Origin of the sequence: Micromonospora trifolii (assembly GCF_050516465.1) — a bacterium.
GTDB lineage: Bacteria > Actinomycetota > Actinomycetes > Mycobacteriales > Micromonosporaceae > Micromonospora > Micromonospora trifolii.
This window is the reverse complement of the sequence record NZ_CP191526.1, coordinates 4,206,625-4,231,973: the sequence shown is the minus strand read 5'-3', so window position 1 is coordinate 4,231,973 and position 25,349 is coordinate 4,206,625. Positions and strand designations below refer to the sequence as shown.

At 71.8% G+C, this 25,349-nt stretch carries 26 protein-coding genes; 11 read left to right on the top strand and 15 right to left on the bottom strand.

All coding sequences use genetic code 11. From position 1 onward, the window contains the following. Nucleotide 1: 1 nt before the first annotated feature. Nucleotides 2-427, top strand: coding sequence for a cytochrome c oxidase subunit 4 (locus ACQRWP_RS19545; RefSeq protein WP_196918976.1), 426 nt, complete (start codon nt 2-4; stop codon nt 425-427). Nucleotides 428-558: 131 nt separating this feature from the next. Here ACQRWP_RS19545 and ACQRWP_RS19540 read toward each other — a convergent pair whose 3' ends face one another. From ACQRWP_RS19540 to ACQRWP_RS19525, 4 genes are all read right to left on the bottom strand, one after another. Then, on the bottom strand, nt 559-759 hold the full coding sequence (locus tag ACQRWP_RS19540) for a hypothetical protein (protein WP_430496695.1): 201 nt from the start codon (nt 757-759) through the stop codon (nt 559-561). 262 nt (nt 760-1,021) lie between these two features. Continuing rightward, a complete protein-coding gene (gene trpD, locus ACQRWP_RS19535; protein ID WP_430496693.1) occupies nt 1,022-2,065 on the bottom strand; it encodes an anthranilate phosphoribosyltransferase in 1,044 nt (347 codons plus the stop codon). A 91-nt stretch (nt 2,066-2,156) separates the two neighbouring features. Further along, on the bottom strand, nt 2,157-2,552 hold the full coding sequence (locus tag ACQRWP_RS19530; RefSeq protein ID WP_091407513.1) for a hypothetical protein: 396 nt from the start codon (nt 2,550-2,552) through the stop codon (nt 2,157-2,159). Nucleotides 2,553-2,655: 103 nt separating this feature from the next. Continuing rightward, nucleotides 2,656-3,576 (bottom strand): cytochrome c oxidase assembly protein, encoded by a 921-nt coding sequence (locus ACQRWP_RS19525; protein WP_372494870.1) that lies wholly within the window; start codon nt 3,574-3,576, stop codon nt 2,656-2,658. A gap of 108 nt (nt 3,577-3,684) precedes the next feature. Here ACQRWP_RS19525 and ctaE point away from each other — a divergent pair, with 108 nt between their 5' ends. From ctaE to ACQRWP_RS19500, 5 genes are all read left to right on the top strand, one after another. Beyond that, complete coding sequence (ctaE, locus tag ACQRWP_RS19520; RefSeq protein ID WP_112582810.1) at nt 3,685-4,284, top strand: aa3-type cytochrome oxidase subunit III; 600 nt, start codon at nt 3,685-3,687, stop codon at nt 4,282-4,284. Nucleotides 4,285-4,354: 70 nt separating this feature from the next. Next, complete coding sequence (gene qcrC, locus ACQRWP_RS19515; protein ID WP_430496692.1) at nt 4,355-5,191, top strand: cytochrome bc1 complex diheme cytochrome c subunit; 837 nt, start codon at nt 4,355-4,357, stop codon at nt 5,189-5,191. A gap of 64 nt (nt 5,192-5,255) precedes the next feature. Continuing rightward, nucleotides 5,256-6,344, top strand: a complete 1,089-nt coding sequence (gene qcrA / locus ACQRWP_RS19510; protein ID WP_430496690.1) for a cytochrome bc1 complex Rieske iron-sulfur subunit — start codon at nt 5,256-5,258, stop codon at nt 6,342-6,344. Then, nucleotides 6,341-7,972 carry a cytochrome bc1 complex cytochrome b subunit gene (gene qcrB / locus ACQRWP_RS19505; protein ID WP_430496688.1) on the top strand — a complete coding sequence of 544 codons (1,632 nt, stop codon included), beginning with the start codon at nt 6,341-6,343 and terminating at the stop codon, nt 7,970-7,972. Before qcrA ends, qcrB begins: the two co-directional genes overlap by 4 nt. A 193-nt stretch (nt 7,973-8,165) precedes the next feature. Further along, nucleotides 8,166-8,858: a DUF4142 domain-containing protein gene (locus ACQRWP_RS19500; protein WP_425698702.1), complete on the top strand. Its 693-nt coding sequence runs from the start codon at nt 8,166-8,168 to the stop codon at nt 8,856-8,858. A 105-nt stretch (nt 8,859-8,963) separates the two neighbouring features. On the opposite strand, the gene ACQRWP_RS19495 is transcribed toward ACQRWP_RS19500, so the two are convergent. The 5 genes from ACQRWP_RS19495 to ACQRWP_RS19475 all read right to left on the bottom strand — a co-directional run bounded on the left by ACQRWP_RS19495 (nt 8,964) and on the right by ACQRWP_RS19475 (nt 14,467). Beyond that, nucleotides 8,964-9,251, bottom strand: a complete 288-nt coding sequence (locus tag ACQRWP_RS19495; protein WP_074313163.1) for an Lrp/AsnC family transcriptional regulator — start codon at nt 9,249-9,251, stop codon at nt 8,964-8,966. A gap of 79 nt (nt 9,252-9,330) precedes the next feature. After that, nucleotides 9,331-10,200, bottom strand: a complete 870-nt coding sequence (locus tag ACQRWP_RS19490; RefSeq protein ID WP_430496685.1) for a nucleotidyltransferase family protein — start codon at nt 10,198-10,200, stop codon at nt 9,331-9,333. Then, nucleotides 10,197-10,739, bottom strand: coding sequence for an NUDIX hydrolase (locus ACQRWP_RS19485; RefSeq protein ID WP_430496683.1), 543 nt, complete (start codon nt 10,737-10,739; stop codon nt 10,197-10,199). Before ACQRWP_RS19485 ends, ACQRWP_RS19490 begins: the two co-directional genes overlap by 4 nt. A gap of 53 nt (nt 10,740-10,792) precedes the next feature. Continuing rightward, a complete protein-coding gene (locus ACQRWP_RS19480) occupies nt 10,793-12,586 on the bottom strand; it encodes a RelA/SpoT family protein (protein ID WP_430503229.1) in 1,794 nt (597 codons plus the stop codon). A 126-nt stretch (nt 12,587-12,712) separates the two neighbouring features. Then, nucleotides 12,713-14,467, bottom strand: a complete 1,755-nt coding sequence (locus ACQRWP_RS19475) for a DEDD exonuclease domain-containing protein (RefSeq protein ID WP_430496681.1) — start codon at nt 14,465-14,467, stop codon at nt 12,713-12,715. Nucleotides 14,468-14,594: 127 nt separating this feature from the next. On the opposite strand from ACQRWP_RS19475, the gene ACQRWP_RS19470 reads away from it, so the two are divergent. After that, on the top strand, nt 14,595-16,046 hold the full coding sequence (locus tag ACQRWP_RS19470; protein ID WP_430496679.1) for an NYN domain-containing protein: 1,452 nt from the start codon (nt 14,595-14,597) through the stop codon (nt 16,044-16,046). Nucleotides 16,047-16,140: 94 nt separating this feature from the next. Further along, a complete protein-coding gene (locus ACQRWP_RS19465; RefSeq protein WP_430496677.1) occupies nt 16,141-16,860 on the top strand; it encodes a DinB family protein in 720 nt (239 codons plus the stop codon). A gap of 51 nt (nt 16,861-16,911) precedes the next feature. Here the strand turns inward: ACQRWP_RS19465 and ACQRWP_RS19460 are convergent, their stop codons facing one another. Beyond that, a complete protein-coding gene (locus ACQRWP_RS19460) occupies nt 16,912-17,445 on the bottom strand; it encodes a hypothetical protein (RefSeq protein ID WP_430496675.1) in 534 nt (177 codons plus the stop codon). 221 nt (nt 17,446-17,666) lie between these two features. Between ACQRWP_RS19460 and ACQRWP_RS19455 the strand changes: the two genes are divergently transcribed. The 3 genes from ACQRWP_RS19455 (at nt 17,667) to ACQRWP_RS19445 (ending at nt 20,368) form a co-directional block, all read left to right on the top strand. Next, complete coding sequence (locus tag ACQRWP_RS19455; protein WP_196918964.1) at nt 17,667-17,885, top strand: hypothetical protein; 219 nt, start codon at nt 17,667-17,669, stop codon at nt 17,883-17,885. Nucleotides 17,886-17,987: 102 nt separating this feature from the next. After that, nucleotides 17,988-19,247, top strand: coding sequence for a M48 family metalloprotease (locus tag ACQRWP_RS19450; RefSeq protein WP_430496672.1), 1,260 nt, complete (start codon nt 17,988-17,990; stop codon nt 19,245-19,247). After that, nucleotides 19,244-20,368, top strand: coding sequence for a glycosyltransferase family 4 protein (locus ACQRWP_RS19445; RefSeq protein WP_430496671.1), 1,125 nt, complete (start codon nt 19,244-19,246; stop codon nt 20,366-20,368). Before ACQRWP_RS19450 ends, ACQRWP_RS19445 begins: the two co-directional genes overlap by 4 nt. A 13-nt stretch (nt 20,369-20,381) precedes the next feature. On the opposite strand, the gene ACQRWP_RS19440 is transcribed toward ACQRWP_RS19445, so the two are convergent. The 5 genes from ACQRWP_RS19440 to ACQRWP_RS19420 all read right to left on the bottom strand — a co-directional run bounded on the left by ACQRWP_RS19440 (nt 20,382) and on the right by ACQRWP_RS19420 (nt 25,346). Then, nucleotides 20,382-21,044 (bottom strand): lysophospholipid acyltransferase family protein, encoded by a 663-nt coding sequence (locus ACQRWP_RS19440; RefSeq protein ID WP_430496669.1) that lies wholly within the window; start codon nt 21,042-21,044, stop codon nt 20,382-20,384. Between the two features lie 20 nt (nt 21,045-21,064). Beyond that, nucleotides 21,065-21,649 (bottom strand): TetR/AcrR family transcriptional regulator, encoded by a 585-nt coding sequence (locus tag ACQRWP_RS19435; protein ID WP_430496668.1) that lies wholly within the window; start codon nt 21,647-21,649, stop codon nt 21,065-21,067. Nucleotides 21,650-21,940: 291 nt separating this feature from the next. Then, nucleotides 21,941-23,599 (bottom strand): putative bifunctional diguanylate cyclase/phosphodiesterase, encoded by a 1,659-nt coding sequence (locus ACQRWP_RS19430; protein WP_430503228.1) that lies wholly within the window; start codon nt 23,597-23,599, stop codon nt 21,941-21,943. A 79-nt stretch (nt 23,600-23,678) separates the two neighbouring features. Then, complete coding sequence (locus ACQRWP_RS19425) at nt 23,679-24,488, bottom strand: SAM-dependent methyltransferase (RefSeq protein WP_430496666.1); 810 nt, start codon at nt 24,486-24,488, stop codon at nt 23,679-23,681. Between the two features lie 189 nt (nt 24,489-24,677). Then, nucleotides 24,678-25,346 (bottom strand): response regulator transcription factor, encoded by a 669-nt coding sequence (locus tag ACQRWP_RS19420; protein ID WP_030337723.1) that lies wholly within the window; start codon nt 25,344-25,346, stop codon nt 24,678-24,680. Nucleotides 25,347-25,349 lie beyond the last annotated feature (3 nt).

Sequence of the window (25,349 nt, the reverse complement as noted above, 5' to 3'; positions counted from 1 at the left end):
CATGAAGACCGAGTGGCGTATCTTCCTGATCATCGCCGGGTTCCTCTTCGGTGCCACCATCCTCTACGGCGCCTGGACGCACGGGGAGTCGGGCGGCGTCGAGTGGGTCGGCACCGTCGCCCTGCTGCTGTCGTTCCTGCTCTGCTCGATGTGCGGTGGCTTCTTCTGGTTCGTCTCCCGCCGCATCGACCTGCGCCCGGAGGACCGCCCGGACGCTGAGATCGCCGACGGCGCTGGTGAGGTCGGCTTCTTCAGCCCGGGCAGCTACTGGCCGTTCGGTCTGGCGCTGGCCGCCGCGATCGCCGCGCTCGGCATGGTGTTCTGGCAGTACTGGCTGATCGGCGCCGGCCTGCTGGCTGTTGTCTTCTCCGCCTGTGGGCTCCTGTTCGAGTACTACAGCGGCACCCGGCGTACCGCCGAGCACTGACCCACCCGGTCGCCGTCGCGACCGACCCGGCACGAACGAAGGCCCGTTCCCCGAGTGGGGGAGCGGGCCTTCGGTCATGCGCCACCCCGCCTCGGGTGGCGCGGCGGTCAGGGGTGCGGGCGGTGCTGCGGTCAGGCGGCGCGGCGGGCGGGCTGGCGGCGGCGGGCGACCAGTCGGGTGACCGGGAAGGCGAACGCGCTGACCACCACGGCGGCGCCGCAGTCGGTGCAGATCAGCTCTGGACAGTCGATGCCGTGGCCGTCGACGCAGGGCGGCGCCTCGAACAGCGCCACGCCCTCACAGACGTCGCAGTAGAGCTCGCGGTGCGACACGGGCGTCTCCTCTCGGATACCAGGCGGACCGCCCCCGGATGCGACAACGGCGCACCGACGGCAGCAGAGAACTACTCAGCTGTAGTTTCCCAGACGGGTCCGACAAATCTCCGCGCACCGTCGCCCACTCGTCGGCAGCCGTCTAGGCCGTGATCCACTCGACTTCATTGAAGTCGGGGTATCCGGGCTGGCCGGACACCGCGGATTCAAGGAACCCGAGTCGATCAAGCCCGTACGTCGCCGCCGGCGGGTGGCACCGAGGTCAGGCGGTAGCGGTCTCGATCCAGCGGTCCAGGGTCGCGGCGGCCGCCCCGGAGTCGATCGACTCGGCCGCGCGGGCCAGGCCGGCGCGCAGCGCCTCGGTCAGGTCGCCGTCCAGCGGGCCCTGGGTGGCCAGCGCCGCCGCCGCGTTGACCAGCACCGCGTCCCGGACCGGGCCCGTCTCGCCGGCCAGCAGGTGACGGGCCACGCCCGCGTTGTAGGCGGCGTCACCGCCCCGCAGGTCCGCCAGGGTGGCCCTGGGTACCCCCAGGTCCGTCGCGTCCAGCACAGCCTCGCGTACGGTGCCGCCCTGCGCCGCCCAGATGCGGGTCGGCGCGGCGGTGGTGAACTCGTCCAGCCCGTCCTCGCCGCGCATGACGATCGCCGAGTCGCCACGGCCCGCGAACACGCTGGCCATCACCGGGGCCATCCGCAGGTCGAAGCAGCCGACAGCACCGGCCCGTGGGCGGGCCGGGTTGGTCAGCGGGCCGAGGAAGTTGAAGAAGGTGGGCACGCCCACCTCGCGGCGGACCGGACCGGCGTGCCGCATCCCGGGGTGGAAGCGGGCCGCGAAGCAGAACCCGATGCCGGCCTCCTCGACACAGCGGGCGACCTGCTCCGGGCCGAGATCCAGCGGGATGCCGAGGAACTCCAACAGGTCGGCGGTGCCGCACAGGGAGGAGGCGGCCCGGTTGCCGTGCTTGACGACGCGGACGCCCGCGCCGGCGACCACCAGCGCCGTCATCGTGGAGATGTTGACCGTGTGGGCGAGGTCACCGCCGGTGCCGACCACGTCGAGCGCGGTTTGGCGCAGCTCCTCGGGGAGCGTCACCGGGACCGCGCGACCCAGCATCGCCTCCACCAGGCCGGCCAGCTCCGCGGGGGTCTCCCCCTTGGCCCGCAGCGCCACGGCGAAGGCGGCGATCTGCGCCGCGCTCGCCGAGCCGGTCATGATCTCGTCCATCGCCCAGGCGGTGTCGGCGGTGGAGAGTTCGTCACCGCGCAGCAGCGCGTTGAGCAGGTGCGGCCAGGTCCGATCGCCCATGGCGGGCCTCCCGAGCATGCGAAGTGCGGGTGGGCTGGAACCGGCGCCGAGGAGATCCGGCGCCGTGGGGGTGCCGGAGGAGCGTGGGACGTCAGGCGGGTGCGTGCGTCCGCAGCAGCTCGGCCACCGTGCCGCCGGTGGTCACCGGGTCGAGCGGGTGCACCAGCGTCGCGTCGACCTCGGCGTACGCGGCGAGCCATCGGTCGGCGGCGCGGGCGATCACCAGGCAGGTCGGGGGAGCGTCATCCCGGTCGTCCTTGACCTGCCGGGCGATGCCGATGCCGCCGCCCGGGCTCGCCTCACCGTCGAGCAGCAGCAGGTCGATCTCGTAGTCGTCGACCAGCCGGATGGTCTCCGCGTAGGTCGACGCCTCGACGAACTCGATCTGCAAACCGGGAGCTGGCCGGGTGCCGACAGCCATCCGCATCCGATCACGGACCTGCGGGTCGTCGCTGTAGAGCAACACGGTGCAAAGACGATCGGTCATGCCGGAACTCCCACCTCGTAGCTGCCCGCAGATCGTACCGGTCGGCGTGACGTAGCCGACATCCCGCCCGGTGTCGCGCGTCGGCGCGTACCGTCCGGGCAGCTCAGGCGGGTGCGGCGTCGGCGGCGCGTTCGCGGGCCTCCTGGCGGTCCAGTTCGCGGTCCACCCGGCGGGCCTCCCGCTCGGACTGCTTGACCCACTGCACCACCAGCACCGCGAGCATGGTCACACTGACGAACTCGCCACCGGCCCAGAGGATGCCGCCGGCGACCACCTGGTCCTGCCACGGGTCGACCCAACCGAGGTTGAGCGACGGGTACCAGTCGCCGCCGAAGAGCGTGCTGCTCTGCATGATGGTGAGGCCGAGCACGGTGTGGAACGGCACGGAGAGCAGCATCAGCAGCGCGCGGGCCGGGTACGGCCAGCGGCCGGGCAGCGGGTCGAGGCCGAGCAGCGGCCAGAAGAACACGCAGCCGGTCATGATGAAGTGCGCGTGCACCAGCTCGTGCGCCCAGGCGTGTTCGAGGGTGTAGCGGTACAGATCACTGAAGTACAGCACGAACGGGTTGACCACGAAGATGGCGAACGCCACCAGCGGGAAGCTGTAGACCCGGGCGACGCGGCTGTGCACGATCGCGAGCAGGCGCTTGCGTGGCCCGACCGGCAGGGTCCGCAGGGCCAGGGTCATCGGCGCGCCCAGCGCCAGGAAGATCGGCGCCACCATGGAGAGCACCATGTGCTGGATCATGTGCACGGACAGCAGCGCGGTGTCGTACGCGTGCAGCCCGCTGACAGTGACGAGCGCGATGCCGCCCAGGCCGGGGCCGAGGAAGAACACGGTACGGGCGATCGGCCAGCGGTCGCCGCGCAGGCGCAGCCGGTACACCCCGTAGAGGTACAGGCCGGCGGCGAGCACCAGGCCGAGGGCCAGCCAGCTGTCCAGCCGGGTCTCGGTCAGCACCGCGCCGACGGTGAACGGCGGCGGGGCCGAGGTGGCGGCGAAGATCGGATCGACGTGCAGCACGCTTTTCAGGCTAGGCCAGGCGAACCGGACCCTGACGCTCGGGCCACGGAAGGCGCAGGTTTGCCACCCCGCTGATCGGCGGCCCCGGTCAGGGGCAATAATGACGGCGTGACTGCGGCCCCAGCCATTGACAAGAGCCGGATCCACTCTCTGACCCGACCAAACATGGTCAGCGTCGGGACGATCGTGTGGCTCTCCAGCGAACTCATGTTCTTCGCGGCGCTGTTCGCGATGTACTTCTCCATCCGCGCGGCTGCGCCGGAGCAGTGGGAGAAGCACACCGAAGCGCTGAACATCCCGTACGCGACCACCTTCACGGTGATCCTGGTGCTGTCCTCGGTGACGTGCCAGCTCGGCGTCTTCGCGGCGGAGAAGGGTGACGTGCACGCGCTACGGCGCTGGTTCACCGTCACCTTCGTGATGGGCCTGATCTTCGTCCTCGGCCAGCTGAACGAGTACCGGCACCTGGTCGCCGACGGCATCAAGATCAACGAAGACGGGTACGGGTCGGTGTTCTACCTGACCACCGGCTTCCACGGCCTGCACGTGACCGGTGGTCTGATCGCCTTCATCATCTTCATGGTCCGTACGACCATGGGCCGGTTCACTCCGGCGCAGGCGACGTCGGCGATCGTCGTGTCGTACTACTGGCACTTCGTCGACGTCGTGTGGATCGGGCTGTACGCCATGATCTACTGGCTCCAGTGATCTTGCGCGTCACATTCCGCGCTGCTGCTCCGTCCCCTGAGACAGGTCCAACCGGTTAAGGACACCGCTCATGACTTCTGACAACGACCGCCGACGCGGTCTGCTCGCGCGGTTGCGTGAGCGGCCCGCCGCGCGCAGCAGGGGCCGCCGCCGGCTGGGCGCCGCGGTCCGGCTGATCGCCGCGCTGATGCTCGCCGGCGGCGCATACACCGTCTTCGCCCCGGGCGCGCAGGCGCAGGACAACCCGCAGCTGACCGGCGCCGCCGCCGAGGGCAAGGCGCTGTTCGACGTGAGCTGCGTGACCTGCCACGGCCGCAACGCCCAGGGCGTCGAGGGCCGCGGGCCGAGCCTGATCGGCGTCGGCGCGGCATCGGTCGAGTTCCAGGTCAGCTCCGGGCGGATGCCGCTGGCCCGCCAGGAGGCCCAGGCGCACCGTAAGCCCCCGGTCTTCAACGACGAGCAGACCCGTCAGCTGGCCCAGTACATCCAGGAGTTGGGCGGCGGCCCGGTCGTGCCCGACGGCGACGACCTCCGTGAGGACGGCAACATCGCGTCCGGCGGTGAGCTGTTCCGGATCAACTGCTCGCAGTGCCACGCCTTCGGTGGCGGCGGCGGTGCGCTCTCGTCGGGCAAGTTCGCCCCGAGCCTGCACCCCGCTACCGACCGCCAGATCTACGCGGCGATGTTGAGCGGCCCGCAGAACATGCCGGTGTTCGGCGACAACCAGCTCCGGCCGGAGCAGAAGGCCGACATCATCGCCTACATCCAGGAGACGCTGAAGCACGACCAGGACCCGGGTGGGCTCAACCTCGGGCGGTACGGCCCGTCCACCGAGGGCCTGGCGATCTTCCTGGTTGGCATCGTGGCGCTCGTCTTCGCTAGCCTGTGGATTGCGGGTAAGTCGTGATCGAGCAGGCCATCCGATTCAGTGCTGTGGTGCCGCTCGGCGCCACCCGTAGCGAGGTGACGGCATGAGCACCCACCCCGAGCACCAGGCCTCACAGGGCCCGGAGCCGCTCGACGTCAACGACCCCAAGCTGACCCGGTTCGACATCGTTCGTGAGGGCGCACGCCGCGACGACATCGAGATCGTCCACTACGAGCCGCAGGTGCTGCCCGGCACCAAGGCGGAGCGTCGGCTGACCCGGGTGGTCGCCGGCTTCTTCCTGCTCACCGGCCTGGCCGCGACCGCGTTCATGGTCATCTACATCGCGTGGCCGTGGAAGTACGAGGCGGGCCGGGGCGGCGACAAGTTCTACACCCCGCTGCTCGGCTTCACCCTCGGCGTGGCGCTGCTCGCCGTCGGCTTCGGCATCCTGACCTGGGGCAAGAAGTTGCTGCCCAAGGAGGTCTCGATCCAGGACCGGCACGAGGGCCAGGTGGACTCCGAAGGCCGCACGATCACCGGCCAGACCATGCTCTACATGGCGGACGAGCTGGGCGTGAAGCGTCGCCCCCTGCTCGGCATCTCGCTGCTGGCCGGTCTCGCGCCGGTCGCCGCGGTCGCCGCGGCGCCGCTGGTCGGCGGCCTGATCTCGCAGCCGCACAAGAACAACCAGATGTTCACCACCGGGTTCGCCACGGCCGAGGGCGGCGAGCGGATCCGCCTGGTCCGCGAGGACGGCCGTCCGGTCCGTCCGGAGGACATCAGCACCGGTGGCCAGATCACCGTGTTCCCCGGCATCGACCACGGTGTGAGCAACAAGCACGCCGACTCGCCGACGCTGCTGATCCATCTCCGTGACTCGGACGCGCAGGAATCGCGCCGGGCCAACGAGAAGATCGGCCACGGCGACTACATGTGGGGCAACTACGCGGCGTTCTCCAAGATCTGCACGCACGCGGGATGCCCGGCCAGCCTGTACGAGCAGCAGACCAACCGGCTGCTCTGCCCGTGCCACCAGTCCCAGTTCCTGATCACCGACAACGCCCGGCCAGTCTTCGGCCCCGCCAGCCGGCGGCTGCCGCAGCTGCCGATCGAGGTGGACTCCGAGGGCTTCTTCGTGGCGAAGTCCGACTACACCGAGACCGTCGGGCCTGATTTCTGGGAGCGGCCATGAAGCGTCGAAAGTTTGACCTTGCGGCGACGCCGGGCAAGGCCGCGGTGGGAGTGGACGACCGCTTCGCGGTGGCCACCCCGCTGCGCAAGCTACTGAACAAGGTCTTCCCGGACCACTGGTCCTTCCTGCTCGGCGAGATCGCGCTGTTCTCGTTCGTCGTGCTGTTGCTGACCGGCGTGTTCCTCACCTTCTTCTTCGAGCCGGCGATGACCGAGGTGGTCTACGACGGCAGCTACGCGCCGTTGCAGGGCACCCCGATGTCCGCCGCGTACGCCTCCAGCCTGGACATCTCGTTCGACGTCCGCGGCGGTCTGGTGATGCGGCAGATGCACCACTGGGCGGCGCTGCTGTTCATGGCCGCGATCGTCGTGCACATGCTCCGGGTCTTCTTCACCGGCGCCTTCCGCAAGCCGCGCGAAACCAACTGGATCATCGGTTCGCTGCTGTTCTGGGTCGGCTTCCTGGCCGGCTTCACCGGTTACTCGCTGCCGGACGACGGCCTGTCCGGCACCGGCCTGCGGATCGCCTCGGCGATCATGCTGTCCATCCCGGTGATCGGCTCCTGGGTCACCTCGTCGATCTTCGGCGGCGAGTTCCCGGGCACGATCATCATCAGCCGGTTCTTCATCGCCCACGTGCTGCTCATCCCAGGTCTGCTGGTCGCGCTCATCAGCGTCCACCTGGGTCTGGTCTTCAAGCAGAAGCACACCCAGTGGCCCGGCCCCGGCCGGACCAACAACAACGTGGTCGGCGAGCGGATGTTCCCCCGGTACGCGCTGAAGCAGGGCGGCTTCTTCATGGTCGTCTTCGGCGTCATCGCGCTGATGGGCGGTCTGTTCCAGATCAACCCGATCTGGTTGTTCGGCCCGTACGAGGCGTGGGTGGTCTCGGCCGCCAGCCAGCCCGACTGGTACGTCATGTTCCTCGACGGGTCGACCCGACTCATGCCGGCCTGGGAAATCAACATCCCGCTCGGCGACGGGTACGTCATCCCGCCGCTGTTCTGGCCGACAGTCGTGCTGCCCGGCATCCTGGTGGGCCTGTCGACGATGTACCCGTTCCTGGAAGCCCGGCACCTCAAGGACCGCAAGAGCCACAACCTGCTCGAGCGTCCCAGGGACGCACCGGCCCGGACCGCCGTCGGCGCCATGGCCGTCTCGTTCTACATCGTGCTGACGCTCTCCGGCGCCAACGACGTGATCGCGGACAAGTTCCAGATCAGCTTGAACGCGATGACCTGGGCGGGCCGGATCGGCCTGCTGGTGGTCCCGCCGCTGGCGTACTACGTCACCTACCGGCTCTGCCTGGGTCTGCAGCAGCACGACCGGGAGGTGCTCGCGCACGGCGTGGAGACCGGCATCATCCGGCGCATGCCGGACGGCCGGTTCGTCGAGGTGCACCAGCCGCTCAGCGCGTCCAACGGGCACGCGGACGGCCACGGCCAGCTCGACTACGTCGGTTGGGTCGTGCCCAAGAAGATGAACCGGCTGGGGGCCCTCGGCCCGGCCATCCGGGGCTTCTTCTACCCGATCGAGAAGCCGGTCGAGGCACCGGTCTCGCCGGGGCACCCGCCGGTCGAGGCCCGACCCGAGCGCGAGGAGATCGGCAGCGGCGAGAGCCGCCGCTGACCGCCCAATCGCACCGTTACGGGGCGCCCGCCGGATTCCGGCGGGCGCCCCGTCGTATTCACACCCCGCGACCCATCCGACCAGGAGTCGGACGGCCCTGATGGGACCGGTCGACCCCGCGCGACGGGCGATCGCAGGAATAACCCCGGTGAGCCGGGTATCCGTGCGGTCCAACGTCTCAAGGGGGGGAAGCATGTTGGGTATCAAACGCCTCGGCCTGTTGGCCGCGCTGGTACTGGTCGGTGTCGCGCCGGCTGCGGCCGCGCAGGCCGCGGCACAGCCGTCAACGCAGGACACCCAGTACCTGCAGGCGGTACACCAGGTCAACCTGTTCGAGATCACCGCTGGTGACCTGGCTCAGCAGAAGGGTCAGGACCAGGGGGTCAAGGACCTGGGCGCGATGCTGAAGACCGACCACACCCAGCTGGACCAGACGGTGCAGCAGACCGCGTCGCAGCTCGGGGTGGAACTGCCGAACGAGCCCAGCGCCGATCAGCAGGCGGTCATCGACAAGCTGAACAACGCCAGCGGTGCGGAGTTCGACCGGCTCTGGGTGACCAGTGAGCTGGCCGGCCACGTCCAGTCCATCCAGGCCACCCAGACGGAGATCTCGCAGGGCTCCGAGCAGTCGGTGGTCCAGTTGGCGCAGACGGCGCTTCCGACGCTGCAGACGCACTACGACGAGTTGGTGGCGCTCGCCAACAAGCTCGGCATCCCGGTTCCGCAGACCAGCGCCAGCGGTACGCCCAGCCCGGGCGGCACCGGCACTGAGTCGCCGGCTCCGGGCGGCACTGTCACCGAGTCGCCGGCTCCGGGCGGCACCGGCACCGAGTCGCCGGCTCCGGGCGGCGGCAGCACCGAGGTACCGGCTCCCAGCGAGAGCTGACGTAGCCACAGCAGACGGCCGGTCCACCCAACGGGGTGGGCCGGCCGCCCTGTGCGCGCTACGCGCCGTTGTGCGGCCGGCGCGGGCCCCGCAACGGCGGGCGGGTCAGTCGGCGCTGGCCAGGCCGATCGCGAACGCCTCCTCCAGGTCGTGCTGGGAGTACGCCCGGAAGGCGATGTGCGACTCGGTGTTGAGCACTCCCGGGACCTTGGAGATGCTGCCCGCGATGACCTGGGCGATCTGGTCGAACTCGCGGACCCGGACGATGGCGATGAGGTCGACGTGCCCGGCCACCGAGTAGACCTCGCTGACACCGGGAAGGTTGGCCAGATTCTCCGCCACCTCGGGGATCGCATCGGTGGCGCAGTCGATCAGCACGATCGCGGTGATCACGGGGCATTTCTCCGTTCGTCGGCGTCGTCGCCCATGCTAGATGTTCCGACCCGAGACCGGAGGCGGGAGCCGTCGGGGCTCAGCCCTGGGCGGGGCAGGGCACGGTCAGGTCGCTCCCGGCCCGGATCACGTTCCGCAGCCGCTCGCCGGCCCGTACGGTCGCGCCCGGCCACACCACGGTGCGGGACACGTCGCCGTCCACTCGCGCGCCCGCGCCGACGACCGATTCCACGCAGTGGCCGGTCACCGTCGCGGACTCCTCGACGAGAACGCCGCCGGCCGCGGCGTGCAGGTTGGCCGCGAGGTAGTCGGCCGGGGTGCCGGTGTCGAAGAAGGTGCCCGGGTAGGGCACCACGGCCAGGGCGCCCGCCGCCTCGGCCGGACGCCACACGGCGCGCACCAGGTCCGAGAAGACGACCGGCAGGTCCCGGACCAGCCGCCAGGGCAGCAGCGAGAAGCCGGTGAAGCAGTGCCCGGTGAAGGTGCCCGGCGCCGCCGGGTCCGCGGCGGGCTGGCCGAGCAGGCGTACGGTGTGCCCGTCCCAGCCGTCGAGCAGGGCGACCACGTCCAGGCCCGGGGGAGCAGCCGGGTCGGCGAGGTACGCGTCGGCGTTGCCGACCAGGACCGGCCGCCCGTCGATCCAGTCCCGCAGGTTGGCCACCCCGCCCGCGGTGCCCAGCGGGTCGCCCGGCTCCACCGACAGGTGTGCACGGTCGCCGACGTGCGCCACCACCTGGTCGCCGAGGTAGCAGGCGTTCACCGCGACCCGGTCGGGACCGGTCAGGCCCAGGCCGGCCAGCCGCGCCAACGCCCGATCCAGCAGGGGCACGTTGCCCACCGGGCAGAGCGCCTTGGGCACCCGTTCGGTGAGCGGGCGCAGCCGCGTGCCCTCGCCGGCGGCCAGCACCACAGCGCACAGCTCCGGCGGCACGCCGGCCGCGACGGTCACGGGGTGTCGTCGGGCACCGGCGGCGGGAACTGCCCGGCCAGCGGCCCGATGTCGTAGTAGGCGAGCAGTCGGGCCGTCGGCCAGGTCAGCTTGGGCAGGTCGTCCAGGGGGTGCCAGGCGGCCTCGAAGACCTCCGCGCCGTCGACGGTCAGCTCGGTGCTGGACGCCGGCACCTCGGCCTCGAAGACCATGTCCACCCAGCCCTTGGCGTGCACGATCGCGTTCGGCACCGCCGGGCGCAGCCGGGATGGTGGGAGCCGGACACCGGACTCCTCGAACAGCTCACGGGCCGCGCCCACCACCGGGGCCTCGCCCCGGTCGAGCAGGCCGGCGGGGAGTGACCAACCCTTGCCGGGCGGCTGGCGCAGCATGAGCAACCGACCCGCGCCCGTCGCCTCGGTGTCCCGCACCAGGGTCACCGCGCCGACGATGTACTTGGGCACGGCCAGCCGGACCAGGCGCCGACGCACCGGCAGCGGCAGTCGGTAGAAGGCCTGGTAGAAGAGGGCCCGACCGGTGGCGCGGGAGCGGGGGATCATGACTCCAGGCTAGTGGTCACGAATGTCCTTCGGACGCGCTGGGGCCCGCCGGGTCACTGTCGATGGTCGACCAGGTCGATGAGCTGGCGAACCACGGTGTCCGGTTCGATCACCCGGTCGAAGACCGCGACCAGCAGGGTCTCCAGGTCGGGGTAGCCCAACTCCTCGGAGAGGCGCAGCAGCGGCAGATCACTGGCGAGGCCCCGGTTGTGCTGGCGCAGGGCGAGCCCGATGGTGGCCCGACCGAGGCGCACCTTGTCGCTGATCGTGATGCCCGGCTCGGTGTGCTCGGCGAACCACCTGTTGATCTGCATCTGCGCGTGCGGCGACTTGACGAAGGTCAGCCACTCCCGCCGGGGGCCGCGCGGCGCCACACCGGCCTCGAAGCCGTTGTCGCCGTCGTTCTCGGTGAAGATCTCCACCACGTCGCCCTCGTCCAGCTCCGAACTGAGCGGGGCCAGCCGACCGTTGATGCGTGCGGCGAGGCAGTGGTCGCCCCGGTCGTTGCCCAGCTCGTACGCGAGGTCGACAGGCGAGGCGCCGGCCGGCAGCACGACCTGCCGTCCGTCGGCGAAGACCTGGATCTGCCCCTCGGCCAGGTCGCAGCGCAGCGACTCGTAGAACTGTGCCGGGTCGGCGGCGTCCGGCTCCCAGTCGAGCACCCGGCGCAGCCAGTCCAACTGCTCGGCACGGGCCGCGGCGGTGCTGCTGCCGGAGTGGGGGAAACGGAAGTCGGCGGCGATGCCGTACTCGGCCGAGCGGTGCATCTCCTCGGTGCGGATCAGCACCTCCACCGTGCGGTCCTGGGGGCCGCAGACGCTGGTGTGCAGCGAACGGTAGAGGTTGTTCTTCGGTGAGGCGATGAAGTCCTTGAAGCGGCCGGGCACCGGTCGCCAGGTGCCGTGGATCGCGCCCAGCGCGGCGTAACAGTCGGTGGCCGGGCCGTCGACCACCACCACGATGCGGGGCAGGTCGTACGGGGCGGTGTGGCCGCCGGCGATGGTGTCCTTCCAGATCGAGTAGAGGTGCCGGGGACGGGGGCTCACCTCGGCGTCGACCCGGCTGCGGCGCAGCGCCACCCTGGTCCGGGTGACCACCGAGTCGAGGTACGAATCCCAGCCCGGCCGATCGTGCACGTGCCGGGCCAGCCGGGCGTGCTCGTCGGGCTCGAGGTGCAGCAGCACCACGTCGTCCAGCTCGCGTTTGAGGGTCTGGATGCCCAGCCGGTCACAGAGCGGGACCAGCACCTCCTGGGTCTTGCGGGCGATCCGTTCCCGCGACGACGCCGAGCGCACCCCGAGCGTCCGCATGTTGTGCAGCCGGTCGGCCAGCTTGATGATCAGCACCCGGACGTCCTTGGCGGCCGCGACGATCATCTTGCGGACCGTCTCCGCCTCGGCGGCCTTGCCGTAGAACGCCTTGTCGAACTTGGTCACCCCGTCGACCAGGTGGGCCACCTCGCCGCCGAAGTCCTCGGAGAGCGCCTGGAGGGTGTAGCGGGTGTCCTCCACGGTGTCGTGCAGCAGCGCCGCGACCAGAGTGGTGGTATCCATCCCCAGCTCGGCACAGATCTGCGCCACCGCGAGGGGATGGGTGATGTACGGTTCCCCGCTCTTGCGGAACTGCCCGCGGTGCATGTTCTCCGCGATCGTGTAGGCACGGCGCAGCACCGCGGGGTCGGTGCCGGCGTGGATGCCCCGGTGGGTGCGGACCAGTTGGGTGACCGGGTCTGAGTCGGTGGTTGGCCAGCTGAGCAGCGACCGCAGCCGGCGGGCGAGCGGCAGCTCACCCGGCTGTGTCGGCAGGGCGCCCCCCAGGGCGGCGCCGTGTCCGGCGTCGACGTCCACGAGGGACACCTCCTCACCCCGGCTCCGCATCGCCGGGACCCGGCGGGGGAGCAGGCCCACGAATCGGGCAGGACTGCACTTCTCTAACAGACTAAGCGAGTCGACGTAGTCCGATCGGTCAGTTGGTCATGAGCGTTCGGTCGAGAGTTGGTGGGACGCGCCGCCCTCGGCCTTCGCCAGCAGGTCACGGAACCGGGCCGCGCCACTCGCCGGAGAGGACCAACCGGAGGACATCTCGACGAGTCGGGTCTCCGGTCGCTCCAACCAGGACAGGATCCGCTCGGACTCCTCGGCGGTGGCGGCCGGCACCGGGCCGTGCCCGCCCGACACCGTCTCGGCGGTGGCCCGGATCGTGGTCAAGGTGGGCCGCGGGTGCACGCCCGGCGGGGACACCCCCGCGCCGGCCAGCCGGCCGTGCCGGACCAGCGCCAACTCCCAGCCGCCCCGGGCGGCCGGCCGGGCCGCGGCCAACTCGACGATCCCGGTCAGCGCGGCCAGCCGCTGCATCCGCACGGTGGCCCGCAGCACGGCGGCCAGCCGGGACCGCACCACGGCGGCCTCCTCGTAGCGCTGGTCACGGGAGAGCACGTCGATCCGCGCGAGCAGGGCGTCCACCACCGGCTGGGGGTCGCTGGCCGTCGCGGTACGGAAGGGCGCGGCGGCTCTGTCGTCGTACTCCTCGGGGGTGATCTTGTGTTCGCAGGGCGCCGGGCAGCGACCCAGCTCGGCCAGCGCGCAGGCCGGCGTGACGGTACGCAGCGAGAGCCGGTGCGTGCACTGGCGCAGCGGCACCGCGTCGTGGAAACCGGCGGCGGCCAGCTCGGCGGCCCGCCGGGAGGTGAACGGCCCGAGGTACGCGGTGTCGGTGGGGGAGAGGTCACGGACGATCGACAGCCGAGGGTACGGACCGTCGGTCAGCTTGAGCCAGACCATCCGTTCCGGGTATTTGGACCGGCGGTTGTACGGCGGGGCGTGCGCGGCGATCAACCGCAGCTCACGGACCTCCGCCTCCAACGAGTGGGCGCACTCGACCGCCTCGACCCGCTCGGCCGCGCCCAGCATCTCGGAGATCCGGGCACGCTTCTCGCCGGCGGTGAAGTAGCTGCGCACCCGGGTGGCGATGTCGACGGAGGTGCCCACGTAGAGCGGCCGGTCGTCGGCGGCTCGGAAGATGTAGACCCCCGGGACCTTGGGCAACCCCTCGGCCAGGTGCCGTTTGCGGCGCTGGGTCGGGGTGACCGCGCGGGCGAACTCGATGGCGTCGCCGACCGTGTCCACCCGGTGCCCGCCCAGCCGGCCGATCAGGCCGTGCAGCACGTCGACGGTGGCCTTCGCGTCGTCCAACGCCCGGTGGGTGGGCTGGGTGGCGGTGCGGAAGTAGGCGGCCAGGGTGCCCAGCTTGCGGTTGGGCACCTCGTCGCGGGTCAGCACCCGGCGGGCGAGCGCCGCCGTGTCCAGGACCCGGGGGTTGGGCCAGCGGTAGCCGTGCTTGGCGCAGGCGGCCTTGAGGAAGCCCACGTCGTACGGGGCGTTGTGGGCCACCAGCACCGCGTCGTCGATGAACTCCAGGAAGCTCGGCAGCACCTGCTCGATCGGTGGCGCCGGCACCAGCATGGCCTGGGTGATGCCGGTCAGCACGGTGATGAACGGCGGAATCGGCTGGCCCGGGTTGACCAGGGTCGCCAGCACCCCCAACTGCTCGCCACCGCGCACCTTGACCGCGCCGATCTCGGTGATGCCGCCGCCGTCCGGCGCGCCGCCGGTGGTCTCCAGGTCGACCACCACGAAGGTGGTCGCGTAGAGCGGCAGCGCCGGGTCCACCCCGCCCACCGCCGGGTCGAGACCGGCCAGTGACTCCTGGACGTACTCCGCCTGTGCCATCGGCGGCACGCTAGCGCCACGGTCCGACACTCCCGTCGCAGCCGTCCCATCCGTCACCATGGGGCTAGGATGAGAGATCGGCTCACTCACCGGGCGGTGGGCCCGGTCGCGGTGGGAGACTTGCCACATGCCCCTCACCGAGCCGTACGACGACCACCTCCCGCAGGAGGATCCGGTCGCGCTCGACGGGGCCCTGGGCAACCCGGACGACAACGTAGTCAGCGAGACATCTGGCCCATCGGGCCCGACGACGGGCGACGGCCCCGCCGCCGAGCCGGAGCCGACCCTGCCCGAGCCGGTCCGGCAGCGGATCGTGACGCTGACCGCGGCGGTGCTGCCCACCCTCCCCACCGACGAGGTCCCGGTGCCGTTGCGCCGGGTGGCCAAGTTCGCCCCCAATCGACGCGCCCGGCTCGGCGCGCCGGTCATCGCCGCTCAGCTCGCCGCCGACCCGCTGTTCCGGCAGCGGGTCACCGCGCGGGTCCTGGCCGACGCCGGTGACCTCGGCGCGGCAGTGGTCGAGGGCACCGCGCCGGCCGCCGCCGACCCGGTCGAGGTGGCTGCGCTGGCCTACCTGGCCCGGCCCCGTGGTTGGCGGGAGCTGATCGACGCCAGCGGCGCGGCCGTGCGCGCCGAGGCGGACAGCGCGGTCGTCGCCGAGTTGGTCCGCGAGGCCGAGCAGCGGGCCACCCGGGCCGAGCACGACCGCGCGGTGGCCCGGGTCGAGGCCGAGAAGCTCCGCGACGAGCTGGCCCGCGTCCGCGAGGAGCTGGGCCAGCTCCGCGAGGAGTCCCGACAGGTGGCCCGCACCCTGCGGGAGACCCAGGCCCGCGAGCGGAAGGCCACCGAGCTGCTGGCCACCGAGCGCGGCCGGGCCGCCCGCGCCAGCGCCGACGTGGACGCCGAGCTCCGTCGCGCCCGGGCCCGGCTGGCCGAGGCCGAGGCCGCCGCCGGGGTGGCCCGGGCCAGCGCCAAGGAGGCGCGTTCGGTCGACGACGCCCGGCTCTGGCTGCTCCTGGAGACCATCGGCCAGGCCGCCGTCGGGCTGCGCCGGGAGCTGGCGCTCGACCCGGTGGACAAGCTCCCCGCCGACTTCGTCGCCGACGCCTTCGCCGAGCAGCCGGGCACCGCCCCGGCCGGCCCCGCCGCCCGCGCCCGCGACACCGACGACCCGGCCCGGCTCGACCAACTGCTCGCCCTGCCTCGGGCGCACCTCGTGGTGGACGGCTACAACGTCACCAAGCGTGGCTTCGGCGAGATGTCCCTGGAGCAGCAGCGCAAACGCCTGATCACCGGGCTGGGCGGGATCGCCGCGCAGACCGGCGACGAGGTCACAGTGGTCTTCGACGGCGCCGAGCGGATGCACGGGCTGCCGCCCGCGCCGCGCGGCGTACGGGTGCTCTTCTCCCGCAAGGGTGAGACCGCCGACGAGCTGATCCGGCGACTGGTGCGCGCCGAGCCGGCGGGCCGGCCGGTGGTCGTCGTCTCATCGGACCGCGAGGTCGCCGACGGGGTACGCCGGCACGGGGCGTACCCGCTGGGCGCGGACTCGCTGCTGCGGCGGCTCGCCCGCTCCTGACGGACACGTCGTTCTGCCGCACCGCGTCTTGGCCTATCCGGTTGTCGTACCCGAGCGTTAGCGTCGCTGCTGTCGCTGACGGGAGGGAGTCGCCATGGCACAGGACGACGTCAAGGTCTTTGTCGACCGGGACCTGCGGGGTGCCCGGTTCAACAGGTCGACGCTGGCCGGTGCGGTGATGCGCGGCGTCGATGTGGATGCTCTGGACATCGATGCGCCGTGGCTGTCCGAGGGCACGTTCCTGATCAACGGCGTCGATGTGGTGCCGCTGGTCGAGGCCGAACTCAACCGACGATTTCCCGGGCGCGACCTCCGACAGGCCAAGAATCCGGACGACCTCCGCGTGGCGTGGGCGGCACTCGAACGGGCCTGGGCGGCGGCGGTCGACCGGACCGTGTCCATGCCCGAGGGTGCTGTCGACGTCTCGATCGACGGGGAGTGGTCGTTCGCGCAGACACTGCGCCACCTCGCGTTCGCCGTCGACACCTGGCTGGGCAAGGCGATCCTGCGCCTGCCGCAACCCTTCCACCCGCTCGGGCAACCACACGCCGAGTACGAGACGGAGGGCTTCGACATGTCGATCTTCGCCGTCGAGCGGCCGACGTTCGCCGCGACCCTGGAGCTGCGGGCCGAGCGGCAGGCGATGGTGCGCGACTTTCTCGCAGCCGTCACGCCGGACCTGCTCGCCGAGACACGACCGGCCGCCTGGTGGCCCGAGAAGCAGGTGACCGTCCTGCACTGCCTTCACGTGATCTTCGACGAGGAGTGGCAGCACCTCCGCTTCGCCCTGCGTGACCTCGACGCGCAGGGCTGAGATCTCGCCCCGACGGCCGCTCGGCCGCTCGGGCGCTCGGACCGCCGCCAGTCAGCTGGTCGGTAGTCGCCGGGCCAGCTCACGACGCAGTGCGTCGGGGCCCGGCGTCATCCAGGTGAGCCGGACGACCAGCTCGTAGGGGCCGCGTCCGGGAGTCGACCACTGCCCGGGTCGCATGGGGGGCCGAGTCTGCTCCGGGTCGAGTGGCCTGACCACCAGCCGTGGATCCAGGCGGCCTCGGACCTGAGCGCTGGCCATGTTGACCCAGTCGATGCTGAGCCCGGTCCCGTTCGGTCCGCTCAGGTGCAGCGTCTCGTCGGTCAACCGCAGCGGCAGACGAGGCTGACGGCGCAGCTGCCAGTTGGTGGTCAGCGCGACGACGACGCCGATCATGCCGAATCGCAGCAGCACCTGCCACCACACCTCGTCGAACACCATTGTGTAGAAGGCGAGGAGAGCCGCGGCGCCCAGCACAACGAGGACCATGGCGAGGCGGTGTCGGCGCGGGGAGTACCGGAAGTCCACGACGGACGAAGCATCGAGGTCGGCCACCGTCGCCCAGTGCCCGGGTGGCCGGTCGGCCAAACGACGCCCCTCCTTCGCTTGATCGACACGCGTTCCTTGATGTCGGGGGTTCCGGCCGGGTGGGATACCCCGATATCGCTGATCTGGAGTGGATCTAGCCCTGAAACGGGCGGTCGGACGGGGTTCCTGTCGTACCCGGTGGTTAGTGTCGATGTCACCGACGGTGCTCGGCCGGCGACGACAAGATCGCCCCGGGCGCCGCGAGCCGATCAGGAGGCGTGATGCTCATCGACTGCGACGGGTGCGCGAAGCGGGCCGACGGCTGTTCCGGCTGCCCGCTGACCGCCCTGTTCGACGAGACGTCCCCGGCGGCCGGGTTGGTCGCCGCCGAGGTCGAGGCCATCGAGGTGTTCGCCCGGGCCGGCTTCGACGTGGAGGTGCTGGCCGCGCCCGCGCGCCCGGAGGCGGCTCGCCGTCGTGCCACCCGCCGCGTCGCCTGAGCGCGACACCGCGCCCGGAAGCGGGCTTCTCGCGGGCCATAGGATGAGCGGTCACGGCGGGAGGAGCGGCGCGATGAACGGGGAACAACGGGTGGTGACGCGGTGACCCCGCGCGGCTGGGCGCTGCTGACCCTGGCCGGGCTGACCATCGCGCTGGTCGTGCTGGCCGCGCTGCTCATCCCGTGGCACCGCCCGCCGGCACCCCGGGCCGACCAACTCGCCGCGCTGGGTGACCTGCCGGCCGAGCAGGTGGCCAAGGGTCGAGAGTTCCGGGCCGCGCTGCGCCCCGGCAGCTATGCCGCGCTCGCCGTGGGGCTGCTGATCGCGCTCGCGCTCGGGCTGACCCCGCTGGGCAGTCGCCTGGTCGAGCTGGTGGGCAGGCCGTTCGGTGGGCACTGGGCCGCGCAGGCGGTGCTCGGCGGGCTGGCGGTGGTGCTCGTCGCCGACCTGGTGACGCTTCCGTTCGCCGCCTGGCGGCAGAGCGTGCTCACCCGCTACGGGTTGAGCACCAACGGCTGGAGCGGCTGGGCGATCGACCTGCTCAAGTCGTACGCGGTCAGCGCGGTGATCGGCGCGGTGGCGCTGTTCGGCTTCTACGCGGTCATCCGGCTCGCGCCGCGCTGGTGGTGGGCGTTCGGCGCGGCCGGCGCCGCGGTGCTGGTGGTGCTCCTGTCGTTCGTGCTGCCGGTGCTGGTGGAGCCGGTGTTCAACCGGTTCACCCCGATGGAGCAGAGCCCGTTGCGCACCGAGCTGATGAGCATGGCCGCCCGCGACGGGGTGCCGGTGCGCGACGTGCTGGTCGCCGATGCCTCCCGGCGTACCAGGGCGGTCAACGCGTACGTCTCCGGTCTCGGGCCGACCCGACGGGTGGTCGTCTACGACACGCTGCTGCGCGAGGCGACCCCGGCCGAGGTGACCGCCGTCGTGGCGCACGAGTTGGGGCACGCGAAGGACTCCGATGTGGCGGCCGGCACGCTGACCGGGGCGCTGGGCGCCGCGGCGGCCGTGGTGGCGCTCTACCTGCTCGGCTCGTGGGGGCCACTGCTGCGGTTGGCCGGTGTCGACTCGGTGGCCCAACCGCGCGCGTTCCCGCTGCTGGTCGCCCTGGTCGCGGTGGCCGGGCTGGTTGCCGCTCCGGTGCAGGCGCTGATGTCCCGACGGGTGGAGGCGCGGGCTGACGCACACGCGCTCGCGCTCACCAACGACCCGGAGTCCTTCGAGTCGATGCAGCGCCGGCTCGGCTCGGTCAACCTCGGTGACCCCGACCCGCCCCGCTGGGAATACCTCTATTCGGCCTCACATCCGTCCACCGTGGAGCGGATGGCCGCCGCCCGCGCGTACGCCCGGGAGGTCGGCCGATGAGCCGTACCCTGCTGATCACCAATGACTTTCCGCCCCGCCCGGGTGGCATCCAGTCGTTCGTGCACAACCTCGCGGTCCGTCAACCGGCCGGCTCGGTCGTCGTCTACGCGTCGAGCTGGCGCGGGGCCGCGAAGTTCGACGCCGACCAGCCGTTCGAGGTGATCCGGGAGCGCACCCGGGTGTTGTTGCCCACCCCGTTGATCGCCCGCCGGGCGGCCCGGTTGGCGCGCGCGTACGACTGCGACACGGTGTGGTTCGGCGCGGCGGCCCCGTTGGGTCTGCTCGCGGCTGGCCTGCGGCGTCGGGCCGGCATCCGTCGGGTGGTGGCGCAGACCCACGGCCACGAGGTCGGTTGGGCGGCGGTGCCGGCCGCCCGGCCGGCGCTGCGGCGTATCGGTCGGGGTGTGGACGTGACCACCTATCTCGGCGAGTACACACGTAGTCGGTTGGCCCGGGTGCTGGACGGGGTGACCGAGCTGCGCCGCCTCGCGCCCGGGGTCGACGTGGACACCTACCACCCGAGCGTGGACGGCGAACAGGTCCGGGCCCGGCTCGGGTTGACCGACCGTCCGGTGGTCGTCTGTGTGTCCCGGCTGGTGCCGCGCAAGGGCCAGGACACCCTGATCCGGGCCCTACCGGAGATCCGCCGCCGGGTGCCCGACGCGGCGCTGCTGATCGTCGGTGGCGGGCCGTACCGGGCGACCCTGCAGAAGCTGGCCCGCCAGACCGGTGTGGAACGGGATGTGGTGTTCACCGGCACGGTGCCGTCGGTCGAGTTGCCGGCGCACTACGCGGCCGGCGACGTCTACGCGATGCCGTGCCGCACCCGCAACCGTGGCCTCGACGTCGAAGGGCTGGGCATCGTCTACCTGGAGGCATCCGCGACCGGCCTGCCGGTGGTGGCCGGTGACTCCGGGGGCGCACCGGACGCGGTCCGGGAGGGGGAGACCGGCTACGTCGTGCGCGGCCGGGACGTCGCCCAACTCGCCGACCGGGTCGCCCGGCTGCTCGCCGACCGGGACCTGGCCCGTCAGCTGGGCGCGGCCGGCCGGGCGTGGGTGGAACGGGAGTGGCGCTGGGAGGCGCAGGCGGAACGCATGGCGGCACTGCTCGCCGGCTGATCGCCGCCCGCGTTCAGCTCTCCCGGGTGGGCGCGTAGCGCGGCACGTACTCCTGGCCCGTTAGCTGCTGGATCGCTGCCATCACCTCGTCGGTGACCGTCCGGATGTCACGCGGCCCGTCGATCCGGTCGGCGACCGGGATCGGCGGGCCGAACCGCAGGGTGACCGGGTGTCGACGGGGCAGCCGCGCGTCGACCGGCAGCACCTCGGCGGTGCCGAGCACGCCGACCGGGATGATCGGCACCTCGGCGTCGCGGGCCAGCCGGGTCATCCCGACCCGGCCCCGGTAGAGCCGCCCGTCCGGGGAGCGGGTGCCCTCCGGGTAGACGGCGACCAGGCCGCCGGCGCGCAGCACCGGTATGGCGGCGTCGAGGGCGCGCAGGGCTGCCCGGCCGTCGGCGCGGTCGACCGGGATGGCGCCCATGCCGGCGACGATCCGCCGGTTGAGCCAGCCGCCCGGACCCCGCCCGTTGAAGTACTCGACCTTCGCCCAGAAGGTGACGTGTCGGGGCGTCGAGGCGACGAGAAACAACTCGTCGGCGACGGACAGGTGATTGCCGGCGAGGATCGCACCGCCGTGTCGGGGCAGATGCTCCAGCCCTTCCACCCGGGGTCGCCAGCCAAACCGCAGCGCGGTGCGGACGGTCAGCTTGGTGACGTCGTACAGCAGGGGCACGTGTCCTCCGGGGTCGAGTTTCAGGCGGGCGCGGGGCCGAGGTGGGCCTCCAACGCGGCGCGCAGCAGGGCGTCGTCGTCGGTGGCGCCGGTGGCCAGCGGCAGGCTGCCCCAGGCCCAGAGCTGGGCGATGCCGTGCAGGTTCGCCCAGAGCGCGCCGGCCAGCACCGCCGCGGGCGCGTCGTTGGGCCGGCGTGCCTGCGCCACCAGGTCGGCCAGCACGGCGAACAGCGGCAGGCTCGTCTCGCGCAGCCGAAGCCGGCCGCTGTCCAACAGGTCGTGGCGGAACATCAGCTCGAACATGCCGTGGTGGGCCGCCGCGAAGTCCAGGTACGTCCGGGCCAGCGCGGTCAATCGGGTACGCGGGTCCGGATCGACGTCCCGCAACGTTCGCTCGACCTGTGCGGTGAGGTCGGCGAAGCCCTCCCGGGCGATGGCGGAGAGCAGGTCGACGTGGGTGGGGAAGTAGCGGCGCGGTGCGCCGTGCGAGACCCCGGCACGACGGGCGATCTCCCGCAACGACACCGCCGACTGGCCCTCGCGCAGCACCAGTTCCACTCCGGTGGCCACCAGCCGCGCCCGCAGCCCGGTCTCGTCCGCGTCCATAGACACTGTCTACCAGTTGCCGTAGACGCTGTCTACCGCCGGTGCGGCATCTCTCCTGGCACAGCCTGCCGCTCGCCGACCGCGACGCCGTTCGTCGGCGCGTTCCGCTCGTCCACGACGTCGGTGGGATCGTCGGCTCAGCCGCCGATCAGTGGATAGTGGGATGCCAGGCATCATCGCTGCCTCGTGTGGTCCACTCCGGTTCCTTGAAGTCGGGGTGTCCTGGAGCTAGGGATACCCCGACTTCATGAAAGACGAGTGGATCGTGCTCGTCTGCCCCGGCGGGGAGGTTCAGCGGATGCGGGCCAGGATGCGGTCGGCGGGGGCCGGGCGGCCGAAGTGCCAGCCCTGGGCGGCGTCGCAGCCGATCGCGCGTAGCCGCTCGGCCTGCCCGGCGGTCTCCACCCCTTCGGCGGTGACGGTCAGGTCCAGCGCGTGCGCCAGCGAGACCAGCGAGGCGAGGATCCGCTCGTCGGTGCGGCCGACGGAGGGCGACCGCAGGCCGGCCACGAACTCCCCGGCCACCTTCAGTTCGGTCACCGGCAGGTCCCGCAGGTACGCCAGGTTGCTGTAGCCGGTGCCGAAGTCGTCGATGGCGATGCGTACCCCGAGGTCGGCAAGGACCCGCAGGGCGCGGACCGGCTCCTCGGCGGTGCTCATCATCGTGCTCTCGGTGATCTCCAGTTGGAGCCGCTCCGGTGGCAGGCCGGTCTGCCGCAGCAGCGCGCGGACCTCCTGCACCAACCCGGGCCGGTGCACCTGTCGTACCGCCAGGTTGACGCTGACGAACGGCGCGGCGGCACCCCCGGCCGACCACGCCTCGGCCTCGCGGCACGCCTCGGCCAGCACCCAACCGCCCAACTGGACGATCAGGCCGGTCTCCTCGGCCAACCCGATGAAGCTGTCCGGGCGAAGCACCCCCAACTCGGGGTGCCGCCAGCGGACCAGCGCCTCCACGCCGACCAGGCTGCCGTCGCGCAGTGAGGTCAGCGGCTGGTAGTCGAGGTAGAACTCGCCCCGCTCCAACGCCGCAGGAATGGCCGCGGAGAGCGCGTAGCGGGCCAGTTCACGTTGGTTGCGCTCGGCGTCGTAGAGCGCCCAGCGCGCCCCACCGGCGGACTTCGCCCAGTGCAGGGTGCTGTCGGCGGCCCGCATCAGGTCCGTGGGGTTGGCCCCGGCCACCTGGCGCTCGACGATGCCGATGCTCGCCGAGATCTGCAACTCGTGCCCGTCGACCAGCGCCGGTGTGCGTACCGTGGCGAGCGCGGTCTCGGCCACCGCCACCATGTCGTCGGTGCCGGCGGTGCGTTCCACCAGGATGACGAACTCGTCGCCGCCGAGCCGGGCCACCAGGTGCTCGCCCATGGCCTTGCGCAGCCGCTCGGCAACCGTGGCCAGCAGCAGGTCACCGATCTGGTGCCCCAGGGTGTCGTTGACCACCTTGAAGCGGTCCAGGTCCAGGAAGCACACCCCGACCCGCTGCGCGCCCCGGCCCGGCTCGTTGAGCGCGGCGGCGAGCCGCTCGGTGAACAGCGTCCGGTTGGGCAGGCCGGTGAGCGGGTCGTGGGTGGCCTGATGCCGGAACCGGGCCTCGCTGGCCCGCAGCGCCCGCTCGGCCTGGGTGCGGGCCCGCATGGCGGCGCGGCGGATCGACTCCTGCTCGTCGAGCGTCCGGTCGCGCAGCGCGCGGGCGTAACCGGTCGCCACGGCCGCCAGCAGCCGGGCCATCCGGTCCTCGACGTCCTCGGCCACCAACCCCAGGTCGCGCACCAGGCGGAGCTGGATGACCTCGACGGTACGACCAAGCCCCTCGGCGGAGGCGATGTGCGCGGCGACCAACTCGGCGCCGACCCGGTGCCCGGCACGCAGGTCGAACGGCTCGGTGAGCAACGCCCCGGCCAGTTGGCCGGTGAGCCGGTCCAGCAGGGACTCCAACTGGGCCTGGGTCATCGGTAGGTAGCTGGTGCCGGAGACCGCCTTAGCCCAGGCCCGGGCAAACGTCCCCGGGTAGGGGGTCGCCCCGGGCGACTCAGTCACCGAGGCGCCCGACGCCGCCCATGAAGACCGCGCGCTCGGCGTCCTCCGCGCTCTCCGGGGTGTCGGGTCGCCACTGGGGCACCCAGACCACGCCGGGGTCGAGCAGCTCGAACCCGTCGAAGAGCGCGGTCAGCTCGGCGCGGCTGCGCACCCACAGCGGGTTGTCGGTGCGCCGGTAGACCCGCTCCGCCTCGGCGCGTTCGTCCTCGCTGCGCCCGTCGTCGCTGGCCTGTGACAGCACCAGGAAGCTGCCGGGCGCCAACGCGTCCCGCAGCGTCCGCAGCAGCTCCGCCGGCCGGTCGTCGTCGGGGACGAAGTGCAGGACGGCCACCACCATCACGGCCACCGGTTGGCTCAGGTCGAGCAGCTTGCGGACGTCCGGATGGGCCAGGATCGCCTCCGGGTTGCGCAGGTCCTCCTGCACGACCGCGGCCTGCTCGTTGCCGGCGAGGATCTCGCGGCTGTGCGCCACCGCCACCGGGTCGACGTCCACATAGACCACTCGCGACTGTGGGTCGAGCTGCTGGGCGATCTCGTGCACGTTGCCGACGGTCGGGATGCCCGAACCGATGTCCAGGAACTGCCGGATCCCGGCGTCGGCGAGGTGGTGCACGGCCCGGCGCAGGAACGCCCGGTTGGCCTGGGCCATCAACGGCGCCTCGGGCACCGCGGCGACCATCGCCTGCGCCGCGGCTCGGTCGGCGGCGAAGTTGTGCGAGCCGCCGAGGTAGTAGTCGTACATCCGCGCGACGCTCGGGCGCTCGATGTCGATGGTGTCGGGTGCCCAGTCCGGCCGCTGCATGCGTTTCACCCCTCGAATCCGCGACGCGAGCATCGTCGCCCGCGCGGGTATTGTGCACCCGCCACGCACGCCAGACCATAGCGCGCCGAAGGTTACCCGCCGACGTCGGTCGATGCGCGACGGTCCGCGCCGGCCGAAGCTGGCGCGGACCGTCGGTCGCGTCGTCCCGCTCGACGAGCGGGAGGCAGGTCAGAACTTCGGCGCGTCCGGTGCCTCGAGCAGGCCGAGCCGGAGTGCGGTCATCAGGGCCTGAGCCCGGTTGGCCGCGCCGAGCTTCTCGTAGAGCTTCGAGATGTGCGTCTTCGCCGTGGACTCGCTGACGAACAGCTGCTTGGCGATGCCCGCCACGCTCATCCCGTCCGCGAGCAGCCGCAGCACCTGCCCCTCCCGGGGAGACAACTGCGGACCGGACGGGGCGAGCCGGCGCTTCATCGCCTCGGCCAGGTCGGCCGCGGTGAACGCGCTGGGGGAGGAGGCGGCGTGCCGTGCGGCGGCCACCACCTCGTCGGCCGGGGCGGTCTTCGGCACGAAGGCGCTCGCGCCGGCCTCCAGGGCCCCGAAGAGCTGGTCGTCGCCGGCGTACATGGTCAGCACCACGATGCCCATTGACGCGCTGGACTTGCGCAGCGCGCGGGTGGCCTCCAGGCCGCTGCCGTCGGGCAGCCGCAGATCCATGATCACCACGTCCGGCTGCAAGGCGCCGGCCTGGCGTACCCCCTCCGCCGCCGTGGCCGCCTCACCGACGACCTCGAACTGGCGGTCGCGCTCGAAGGCGTGCCGCAAACCCTTTCGAATCAGGTCATGATCGTCGACAAGGAGGACCTTGGTACGGGTGGCCGGTATCGGACTTGTGGTCATCCT

Coding starts and splice junctions, on each gene's coding strand:
- ACQRWP_RS19475 (WP_430496681.1), bottom strand. CDS start 14,467: ATGGCACAGGCGGAGTACGTCCAGGAGTCACTGGCCGGTCTCGACCCG.
- ACQRWP_RS19435 (WP_430496668.1), bottom strand. CDS start 21,649: ATGGACGCGGACGAGACCGGGCTGCGGGCGCGGCTGGTGGCCACCGGA.
- ACQRWP_RS19420 (WP_030337723.1), bottom strand. CDS start 25,346: ATGACCACAAGTCCGATACCGGCCACCCGTACCAAGGTCCTCCTTGTC.
- qcrC (WP_430496692.1), top strand. CDS start 4,355: ATGACTTCTGACAACGACCGCCGACGCGGTCTGCTCGCGCGGTTGCGT.
- trpD (WP_430496693.1), bottom strand. CDS start 2,065: ATGGGCGATCGGACCTGGCCGCACCTGCTCAACGCGCTGCTGCGCGGT.
- ACQRWP_RS19500 (WP_425698702.1), top strand. CDS start 8,166: ATGTTGGGTATCAAACGCCTCGGCCTGTTGGCCGCGCTGGTACTGGTC.
- ACQRWP_RS19545 (WP_196918976.1), top strand. CDS start 2: ATGAAGACCGAGTGGCGTATCTTCCTGATCATCGCCGGGTTCCTCTTC.
- ACQRWP_RS19485 (WP_430496683.1), bottom strand. CDS start 10,739: ATGATCCCCCGCTCCCGCGCCACCGGTCGGGCCCTCTTCTACCAGGCC.
- ACQRWP_RS19470 (WP_430496679.1), top strand. CDS start 14,595: ATGCCCCTCACCGAGCCGTACGACGACCACCTCCCGCAGGAGGATCCG.
- ACQRWP_RS19530 (WP_091407513.1), bottom strand. CDS start 2,552: ATGACCGATCGTCTTTGCACCGTGTTGCTCTACAGCGACGACCCGCAG.
- ACQRWP_RS19430 (WP_430503228.1), bottom strand. CDS start 23,599: ATGACCCAGGCCCAGTTGGAGTCCCTGCTGGACCGGCTCACCGGCCAA.
- qcrB (WP_430496688.1), top strand. CDS start 6,341: ATGAAGCGTCGAAAGTTTGACCTTGCGGCGACGCCGGGCAAGGCCGCG.
- ACQRWP_RS19425 (WP_430496666.1), bottom strand. CDS start 24,488: ATGCAGCGGCCGGACTGGGCACCCGACACCATCGACATCGAGCGCCCG.
- ACQRWP_RS19465 (WP_430496677.1), top strand. CDS start 16,141: ATGGCACAGGACGACGTCAAGGTCTTTGTCGACCGGGACCTGCGGGGT.
- ACQRWP_RS19445 (WP_430496671.1), top strand. CDS start 19,244: ATGAGCCGTACCCTGCTGATCACCAATGACTTTCCGCCCCGCCCGGGT.
- qcrA (WP_430496690.1), top strand. CDS start 5,256: ATGAGCACCCACCCCGAGCACCAGGCCTCACAGGGCCCGGAGCCGCTC.
- ACQRWP_RS19455 (WP_196918964.1), top strand. CDS start 17,667: ATGCTCATCGACTGCGACGGGTGCGCGAAGCGGGCCGACGGCTGTTCC.